The 9,360-nt window shown below is 74.0% G+C and carries 7 protein-coding genes; 5 read left to right on the plus strand and 2 right to left on the minus strand.

Annotated features, from left to right (window positions below):
- Positions 1–80: 80 nt before the first annotated feature.
- From K7787_RS21725 to K7787_RS21735, 3 genes are all read left to right on the plus strand, one after another.
- Entirely contained in the window at positions 81–1,133 is a 1,053-nt protein-coding gene (locus K7787_RS21725; protein ID WP_009188161.1) for a C40 family peptidase, read from the plus strand.
- Between the two features lie 261 nt (positions 1,134–1,394).
- The gene (locus K7787_RS21730) at positions 1,395–2,429 is read left to right on the plus strand and encodes a C40 family peptidase (RefSeq protein ID WP_223002622.1); all 1,035 of its coding nucleotides are present in this window, start codon (positions 1,395–1,397) and stop codon (positions 2,427–2,429) included.
- A 32-nt stretch (positions 2,430–2,461) separates the two neighbouring features.
- On the plus strand, positions 2,462–3,649 hold the full coding sequence (locus K7787_RS21735; RefSeq protein WP_308036425.1) for a hypothetical protein: 1,188 nt from the start codon (positions 2,462–2,464) through the stop codon (positions 3,647–3,649).
- 9 nt (positions 3,650–3,658) lie between these two features.
- Here the strand turns inward: K7787_RS21735 and K7787_RS21740 are convergent, their stop codons facing one another.
- Positions 3,659–4,909: a glycosyltransferase 87 family protein gene (locus K7787_RS21740; protein WP_223002623.1), complete on the minus strand. Its 1,251-nt coding sequence runs from the start codon at positions 4,907–4,909 to the stop codon at positions 3,659–3,661.
- A gap of 240 nt (positions 4,910–5,149) precedes the next feature.
- On the opposite strand from K7787_RS21740, the gene K7787_RS21745 reads away from it, so the two are divergent.
- Positions 5,150–6,295 carry a glycosyltransferase family 4 protein gene (locus K7787_RS21745; RefSeq protein WP_164389523.1) on the plus strand — a complete coding sequence of 382 codons (1,146 nt, stop codon included), beginning with the start codon at positions 5,150–5,152 and terminating at the stop codon, positions 6,293–6,295.
- Between the two features lie 139 nt (positions 6,296–6,434).
- Here the strand turns inward: K7787_RS21745 and K7787_RS21750 are convergent, their stop codons facing one another.
- On the minus strand, positions 6,435–8,231 hold the full coding sequence (locus K7787_RS21750) for an AMP-dependent synthetase/ligase (protein WP_223002624.1): 1,797 nt from the start codon (positions 8,229–8,231) through the stop codon (positions 6,435–6,437).
- A gap of 314 nt (positions 8,232–8,545) precedes the next feature.
- On the opposite strand from K7787_RS21750, the gene K7787_RS21755 reads away from it, so the two are divergent.
- Positions 8,546–9,360, plus strand: an 815-nt coding sequence (locus K7787_RS21755) for a metallophosphoesterase family protein (protein ID WP_223002625.1), incomplete at its 3' end; no start/stop codon positions are given.

Consider the following 9,360-nt stretch of genomic DNA (forward strand, 5'->3'; position numbering starts at 1 on the left):
GAATTCATCACGATGAGGTCACTAGGGTCTGCCTTCGAACCTCCAAGCGGGTGATCACCCAAAAGAAGGAGATCGCTTCCGTGGCGTCCCACCGTCGACCCAAACAGCCCAGCCGCGCACGTGTGACCGTGCTCACCGCCACCGCAGCGGCCGCCGTCGCGATCAGCGCCCAGGCGGCCAACGCGGCGCCCAGCGCGAAGCCGAGCAAGGACGAGGTCAAGTCCAAGGTCGACAAGCTCTACGAGGAGGCCGAGCAGGCCACCGAGAAGTACAACGGGGCCAAGGAGAAGCAGGAGAAGCTCCAGAAGGAGATCTCCACCATCCAGGACAACGTCGCCCGCGGCCAGCAGGACCTCAACAAGCTGCGCGACGGCATCGGTTCGATGGCGGCCGGCCAGTACCGCACCGGCGGCATCGACCCCTCGCTCCAGCTCTTCCTCTCCGCCGACCCGGACGACTACCTGGACAAGGCCTCCACGCTGGACCAGGTCAGCGGCCAGCAGGCCGACGGTCTGAAGAAGATCCAGGACAAACAGCGCGAACTCGCCCAGGAGCGCGCCGAGGCCACCGCCAAGCTCAAGGACCTCTCCGCCACCCGGACCGAGCTCGGCAACAAGAAGAAGGAAGTCCAGAGCAAGCTCGCCGAGGCGCAGAAGCTGCTCAACTCCCTCACGGCGCAGGAGAAGGCGGCCCTGGCCGCCGAGCAGAACCGCGCCAGCCGGGCCAGCGAGCGCGCCGCCCTCAACAGCGACACCGGCAACCCCGGCAAGATCTCCGCCGGTTCCGGCCGCGCCGGCGCCGCCTTCTCCGCGGCGCAGAGCAAGATAGGCTCCGCCTACGTCTACGGCGCCACCGGCCCGTCCTCCTTCGACTGCTCGGGCCTCACCTCGTGGGCCTACGCGCAGGCCGGCGTCTCCATCCCGCGCACCTCCGAGTCGCAGGCCAACATCGGCCAGCGGATCTACTCGCAGAGCCAGCTCCAGGTCGGCGACCTCGTCTTCTTCTACGGCGACCTGCACCACGTCGGCCTGTACGCGGGCAACGGCCAGGTGCTGCACGCCCCGCACACCGGAGCCGTCGTGCGCTACGAGGCCATGGGCAACATGCCCTTCCAGTTCGGCGTCCGCGTCTGACGCCACACCGGTCCGGACCGCCGTCCGGATCAGGCCGCCGTACCGCCCGAACGGGCGAATCACAGTGGCCCGCACGAACCCCGCGCCCCGCCTCTGACCTGTGTCGGAGGCGGGGCGCCGTGCTGTGCGCGCACCGAGGCGTTTTGGCCGGTGCGTCACCGCGCGGCTACTGTCTGCCGCGTTTCCCCGCCGCCGGAGCGCACCGCCCCGCCGCGGCCGGGAACGGCCAACCGTCAGCCAGTGGAGGGAGTTCGGCTTCCCGTGGGGTCTCATCGCCGCCGTGCGCCGTCCGGGTCGGTCCGCGGCGCCGGCACCGCCGTCAGTGTCCTGTCCGTCACGGCCGCCGCCCTCGGCGCCCTGCCGGCCGGCGCCGCACCCGCCGCGCCCGCCGCACCGCACGGCGACGCCCGCACCGAGGTCGACCGCCTCTACCAGGAGGCCGAGAAGGCCACCGAGTCCTACGACCGGGCCGACGAACGCGCCGACGCGCTGCGCCGCGAGGTGCACGACCGGCAGGACCGCATCGCCCGGCAGCAGTCGCGCGTCAACGACCTGCGGGACGCGCTGGGTTCGGTGGCCGGCGCCCAGTACCGCTCCGGCGGCCTCGACCCGGCCGTCGCCCTGCTGCTGACCGACGACCCGGCCGACTACCTCGACAAGGCGGCCGTCCTCGACCGGATCGGCGCCCACCAGGCGGAACAACTGAGGGACCTGCGCCAGGCCCTGCGCGAACTCGGCCAGGAACGCACCGAGGCCACCCGCGCCCTGACCGAACTGGCCCGCAGCCGCACGGCGGTCGCCTCCCACAAGCGGACCGTGGAGCAGAAACTCGCCCGCGCCCGGCGGCTGCTGAACTCCCTCTCCCCGGCCGAGCGGGCCGCCTACGCCCGGGCCTCCCGCCTCGGCCGCGCCGACCTCCCGGCCGGCCTCGACGACGGCCCGGCCGCCTCCGCCCGCGCCGCCGCGGCCGTCGCCGCCGCCCGCTCCGCACTCGGCCGCCCCTACGTCTGGGGCGCCAACGGCCCCTCCGGCTTCGACTGTTCGGGCCTGATGCAGTGGTCGTACGCCCAGGCCGGGGTGCATCTGCCGCGCACCTCGCAGGAGCAGCGCTTCGCCGGCCGGCGCGTCCCGCTCTCCCAGGCCCGCCCCGGCGACCTCGTCGTCTACCGTTCGGACGCCGGGCACGTGGGGATGTACGTGGGGCACGGCAAGGTGATCCACGCCCCCTACCCGGGCGCGCCCGTGCGCTACGACCCGGTGAACATGATGCCGGTGGCCTCCGTCACCAGGGTCTGACGGCCGCCCCCGGGCCGCCGTACGATCGGGAAGTGGCTGGTCGAAGGCGGATGTCGGGTTCCTCGATGACGGCGGTGTGCCTGCTGCTCGCCTCGCTGACGGCGTGCGGCGGGCCGTCCCCGGCGGACACCGCCCGCCACCAGGTGCAGCTCCTGCTGGACCGGCGGGCCGCCGCCGTCCTGCACCACGACCCGGCCGCCTTCGCGGACACCGGAGCCCGCGCCCCGTACACCGACCTGAGCGCCGTGCCGCTGGCCGCCTGGTCCTACCGGGTCACCGCGCTGCGCCGCAGCGGCGGCACCGCCACCGCGGAGGCCGAACTGAGCTACCGGCTCACCGGCTACGACACCGCGCCCGTCACCGTCGCCCGCACCCTGACCCTGTCCACCGCCGCCGACGGCGCCTGGTACGTCGACGCCGAGCGGCCCGCGCCGAAGACCGCCCAGCAGCTGTGGGACCAGGGCCGGGTGACGGTGGTCCGGGGCGCGCACAGCATCGTCCTCGGCGTCGGGCAGAGCGACGGCACGCTCCGCGCCTACGCGAGCCTCGCCGAGCGCGCGGTGCCGGCCGTGTCGCGGGCGTGGGGCGAGGACTGGAGCCGCCGGGTCGTGGTGCTGGTCCCCGGCTCGCTGGACCGGATGGCCGCGCTGCTCGGCTCGACCGCCGCCGGGTACCGGGGGATCGCCGCCGTCACCACCGGCGAGACGGGCGGCGGCCGGGCGCCCGCCGACCGCGTCATCGTCAACCCGGACGCGTACGGCGTCCTCGGCCCCGTCGGCAAGCAGGTGGTGCTCACCCACGAGACCACCCACGTCGCCACCCGCGCCCACACCACCGCCGCCACCCCGCTGTGGCTGTCCGAGGGCTACGCCGACTGGGTCGGCTACCGCGGCGCCGGACGCACCCCCGACGAGGTCGCCCCCGAACTCCAGCGCGCCGTCGCCGCCGGCGAGGAGCCCGCCGCCCTGCCCGCCGACGCGGACTTCGGCTTCGCCGGGGACGCGACCCGGCTCGCCCAGGCCTACGAGGGCGGCTGGCTGGCCTGCCGGATGATCGCCGCCCACTGGGGCGAGGACCGGCTCGACGCCTTCTACCGGGCCGTCGGCGCCCACCAGCGGCGCGCCGGCGCGGTCGAGGACGCGCTGCGGACCGTGCTGGACACCACCCTGACGGAGTTCACCGCCCGCTGGCGCGCGTACCTGCGGGCCCAACTCGGCTGACGGCGCCCGTCATTCGCGGGGCGCCGTCGCCTGCCGGCCGCGCACCCCGGCCTGGCCCGGCAGCGACACACGCACCGGGCCGGGCACCGTGGAGCGCCACAGCGCCCGTCCCGCGCCCACGCACGCCGCCACCAGCAGGCCGTTGCGCAGGAACAGCAGGGCGACCCCGAGCCGGTCGCTCGCCACCACGTCCGCGAAGTACACCGGGAACTCCAGCACCGTCACCGCGGACGCGGCCAGCACCAGGGCGGCCGGCCACCGCATCGGGCTGTCCCGGAAGCACAGGCAGACGGCCGCGAGCCCCACCAGCCACACCAGGTACTGCGGGCTGATCACCCGGCTGGTGGCCGTGAACAGCAGCACCGCCGTGAACGCCGCGTCCGCCGGCGTGTGCGGCGCCGCCCTGCGCGCCCGCAGCCACCACAGCAGCAGCCAGCCGAAGGCGGCCGCGGTCAGCACCAGCGCGGCGCGGCTCACCGCGCCGACGTACGGGCCGAGGAACTCCACCGAGCCGTAGTTCAGCAGCACCTGCCCCGACCAGCCGAAGTGCCGGGCCACATGGAAGACCAGCGCGCCGAGCGACTCCACCTCCGTGCCCCGGTCGCGCTGGGCGGTCAGGAAGGACAGCGCACCGGGCAGCGCGAGCGCGAGCAGCGCCGCCGGGCCCGCCGCCGTCACCGCCGCCGAGGTCCACGCCCGGCGCCCGGCCGCGCCCCGCACCCCCACCAGCAGCAGCACCGGCCACACCTTCAGCAGCGCCCCCAGGCCCGCCAGCGCCCCCAGCACCCGGGGCCGCCGGGCGCCGGCGAGCAGCGCGGCCACCGCCACCGCGGTCACCATCACGTCGTAGCGGGCGTACAGCGTCGGACCGAGCACGGCCGCGCCCGCCGTCCACGCCCATGCCCCGCGCAGGGGCCGGCCCGGCGCCCGCCCGCCGTACAGCAGCAGGGCCAGCACCGTCAGATCGGCCACCAGGGCCAGGACGAAGAAGGCGGTCGCGTAGCCGAGGAACGGCAGCGCTGCGGGGGAGACGACCGCCAGCGCCGCGCCCGGCGGATACTGCCAGGCCACGTCGGCCACCGGGAACGTGCCCTGGCGCAGCACCTCGTACCAGCCCCGGTAGATCACCGACACATCGCTGGTGACGTCCGGGCCCGGGAAGACCAGGACCCGCAGGACGAACAGCAGCAGCAGCGCGCGGCTCGCGCCCCAGACCGCCAGCAGCGCGGCCAGGCGCCGCCCCGTGCCCGCCTCGTCCACCCGCCACCCCGATCCCGCCGTCCGCGCGGCCTCGTTCCGTACCCGCCCGGCGCCCGCAGCGCCCCGGGCGCTCCCGTGGTCTCCCGGTCCATGGCCTCTTCCCGGCCCATGCTCTCCCGGCCCATGGTCTCCCGGCCCATGGTCTCCCGGCTCCCTGTGCGCGGGCCACGGGAGTACGCCCGCCCGGGGACCCGCGACCGCCCGATGCGGGCGCGGCGGGATCGGCTAGGGTCGGCGGCGATGCGCAAGACCCTCGTCGTGACCAACGACTTCCCACCCCGCCCGGGCGGCATCCAGGCCTTCCTGCACAACATGGCGCTGCGCCTGGACCCCGACCGGCTCGTCGTCTACGCCTCCACCTGGAACCGCAGCGCGGAGGGCCGCCGGGCGACGGCCGCCTTCGACGCCGAGCAGCCCTTCACCGTCGTACGCGACCGTACGACGATGCTGCTGCCCACCCCGGACGCCACCCGGCGCGCCACCGGACTGCTGCGCGAGCACGGCTGCACGGCCGTCTGGTTCGGCGCCGCCGCCCCGCTCGGGCTGATGGCCCCCGCCCTCAGACGCGCGGGTGCCGAGCGGCTGGTGGCCACCACCCACGGCCACGAGGCCGGCTGGGCGCAACTGCCCGGCGCGCGGCAACTGCTGCGCCGCATCGGGGAGTCCACGGACACCCTCACCTACCTCGGCGAGTACACCCGGTCCCGGATCGCCCGCGCGCTGACGCCCGCCGCCGCCGCGCGGATGGCCCAACTGCCGCCCGGCGTGGACGAGAAGACCTTCCACCCGGGCTCGGGCGGCGCGCAGGTGCGGGCCCGGCTCGGGCTCAGCGACCGGCCGGTGGTCGTGTGCGTGTCCCGGCTGGTGCGGCGCAAGGGGCAGGACACCCTGATCCGGGCCCTGCCACGCATCCTGGCCGCCGAGCCGGACACGGTGCTGCTGATCGTGGGCGGCGGGCCGTACGAGAAGGATCTGCGCCGGCTGGCCGCCGAGACCGGGGTGGCCGCGTCCGTGCGCTTCACCGGCGCGGTGCCCTGGGCCGAACTGCCCGCCCACTACGGCGCCGGCGACGTCTTCGCCATGCCCTGCCGCACCCGGCGCGGCGGCCTGGACGTGGAGGGGCTCGGCATCGTCTACCTGGAGGCGTCGGCGACCGGACTGCCGGTCGTCGCCGGGGACTCCGGCGGCGCGCCCGACGCGGTGCTCGACGGCGAGACCGGCTGGGTGGTGCGCGGCGCCGCCCCCGAGGAGGCCGCCGACCGCATCGTCACCCTCCTCGGCGACGCGGAACTGCGCCGCCGCATGGGGGAGCGGGGCCGGGAGTGGGTCCTGGAGAAGTGGCGCTGGGACCTGCTCGCGGAACGGCTCAAGGAGCTTCTGGCGTAAGGGAGTCGGAGTCGGAGGCCCTGTCCGGTACGGCGACGACGGCGGGACGCCCCTACGGTCCGTACGACCGGCACCGCACACGACGGCGCGGCGCCCCCCCGAGGGAGACGCCGCGCCATAGGTGTGAGGTGCGGGCGGCCTACTTCGCGTAGAGCGCCTCGATCTCGCCGGCGTAGTCCTTCGCGACCACGTTCCGCTTCAGCTTCAGCGACGGGGTCAGATGGCCGGACTCCTCGGTGAACTGCGTCGCCAGGATGCGGAACTTGCGGACCGACTCCGCCTTGGACACGGCGGCGTTGCCGTCGTCCACGGCCGACTGGATCGCGGCGTTCAGATCCGGGTCGTCGCGCAGCGAGGCGACCGTGGAGCCGGCCGGCTTGCCGTGCTCGGCGCACCAGCGGCCCAAAAACTCCTCGTCGATGGTGACGAGCGCGCCCACGAACGGCCGCCCGTCGCCGACCACCATGCACTCGGCGACCAGCGCGTGCGCCCGGATGCGGTCCTCGATCACGGCCGGGGCGACGTTCTTGCCGCCCGCGGTGACGATGATCTCCTTCTTGCGGCCGGTGATCCGTAGATACCCGTCCTCGTCCAGGGTGCCGATGTCCCCGGTGTGGAACCAGCCGTCGGCCAGCGCCTCCTGGGTGGCGCCCGGGTTGTTCCAGTACTCCTTGAACAGGTGCTCGCCGTGCAGCAGCACCTCGCCGTCGTCGGCGATGCGGACCACCGAGCCGGGCAGCGGCTGCCCGACTGTGCCGATCTTCTGCCGGTCCCACGGGTTGAACGCGGTCGCCGCGCACGACTCGGTCAGGCCGTAGCCCTCCAGCACCGTGAAGCCGATGCCGCGGAAGAAGTGGCCGAGGCGCTCGCCGAGCGGGGCGCCGCCCGAGATGGCGTACTCGCCGCGCCCGCCGAGCACCGCGCGCAGCTTGCTGTAGACCAGCCGGTCGAAGACCTTGTGCTTGATCCGCAGGCCCAGCGAGGGGCCGGAGGGCGCGTCCAGGGCCTTGCTGTAGGCGATCGCGGTGTCCGCGGCCCTGTCGAAGATCTTTCCCTTGCCGTCGGCCTGGGCCTTGGCGCGCGCCGAGTTGTAGACCTTCTCGAACACCCGCGGCACACCCAGTATCAGCGTCGGGCGGAACGCGGCCAGTTCGTCGGTGAGGTTCTTGATGTCGGGGACGCAGCCCAGCTTGATCGGGGCCATCATCGGGGCGACCTGGACCAGCCGGCCGAAGACGTGCGCCAGCGGCAGGAAGAGCAGCACGGAGCACTCGCCGGTGCGGAACAGCGGCCGCAGCCGCTCCACGACGTTGCCGCACTCGGCGAAGAAGCTGCGGTGGGTGAGCACACAGCCCTTGGGGCGGCCGGTGGTGCCGCTGGTGTACACGATGGTCGCCGGGTCGTCGGCCTTGGCCAGCGAGCCGCGCTCCTCGACGGTGGCGTCGGAGATGTCCTGGCCGGCGCGGGCCAGCTCCTCCACGCCGCCGGCCTCGATCTGCCAGACGCTCTTGAGGGCGGGCAGGCTCTCGCGCACCGACTCCACGGCGGCGGCGTGGGCGTCCTGCTCCACGACGCAGGCGGTGGCGCCCGAGTCGCTGAGGATCCAGCGCACCTGCTCGGGCGAGCTGGTCTCGTACACCGGCACGGTGATCGCGCCCGCGCTCCAGATGGCGAAGTCGAGCAGCGTCCACTCGTAGCGGGTGCGGGACATCAGGCCCACCCGGTCGCCGGGCTGGATGCCGGAGGCGATCAGGCCCTTGGCGGCGGTGTGCACCTCGGCGAGGAAGTCGCGGGCGGTGACGTCCTGCCAGCGGCCGCCGACCTTGCGGGCGATGACGGCGACGTCCGGATGCTGCGCGGCGTTTCTGCGGACGATGTCGGTCAGATTTCCGTCCGCGGGGACCTCGTACAAAGCCGGAAGGCTGAACTCGCGCAAGACTGCTGCTCCTCATAGGGCGCCGGCGCCACGACGTTGTGTGATGCGACGGTGCGGTCCAAGGCTCGGTCGGTGCCCAGGGCTTCACCAGGAGCCTTTTCGGCCCCGATCGTTGAAATCCAGAGCACGACTGGACTGCCCGGAGGTTACCCGCCGGTATGGCCTCTTCGACAGGGGGCCCGGCGAGATGTTCGCTGCGTCACACGATGGGTGTTTCCTCGCGCACAGTAGTCGACCCGCTGAACAACTGGCCAGTAACCGGCCTCCGGCGGCACCTGTTCACGATTGCGGCGCTCCGCCTACGCTTGATCGCCATGGCACCCTCACCCGGCCGGGACGGCAGGACCCGCATCCACGTCGTCAGCGACGTGCACGGCAACGCACGCGATCTGGCCAGGGCGGGCGACGGCGCCGACGCCCTGGTCTGCCTCGGCGACCTCATCCTCTTCCTCGACTACGCCGACCACTCGCGCGGCATCTTCCCCGACCTGTTCGGCGTCGAGAACGCCCACCGCCTGGTCGAGCTGCGCACCGCCCGCAAATTCGCGGAAGCGCGGGAACTCGGCGCCCGGCTGTGGGCCGGCGTCGACGGCGACCGCGCCGCCGTGATCGAAGGCGCGGTGCGCGCGCAGTACGCCGAACTCTTCGCCGCCTTCCCCACGCCGACGTACGCCACCTACGGCAATGTCGACATGCCGCCGCTGTGGCCCGAGTTCGCCCGCGAGGGCACCACCGTGCTGGACGGGGAGCGGGTGGAGATCGGCGGCCGGGTCTTCGGCTTCGTCGGCGGCGGCCTGCGCACGCCCATGATCCCCCAAGCTCTCAACTTCGTTCGAGCAGGGGGGACCCCCATGCCCTACGAGATCGGCGACGAGGAGTACGCGGCGAAGATCGAGGCGGTCGGCGAGGTCGACGTGCTGTGCACCCACATCCCGCCGGACGTGCCCGAACTCGTCTACGACACCGTCGCCCGCCGCTTCGAGCGCGGCAGCCGCGCGCTGCTGGGCGCCATCCGCCGCACCCGCCCCCGGTACGCGCTGTTCGGCCACGTCCACCAGCCGCTGGCCCGGCGGATGCGGATCGGCGCGACCGAGTGCGTGAACGTCGGCCACTTCGCGCGGACGGGACG

The sequence above is a fragment of the Streptomyces sennicomposti genome (assembly GCF_019890635.1).
Lineage (GTDB): Bacteria > Actinomycetota > Actinomycetes > Streptomycetales > Streptomycetaceae > Streptomyces > Streptomyces sennicomposti.

Excerpts from the sequence above, each read along its gene's own strand:
- K7787_RS21745 (WP_164389523.1), top strand. The coding sequence starts at position 5,150 with ATGCGCAAGACCCTCGTCGTGACCAACGACTTCCCACCCCGCCCGGGC.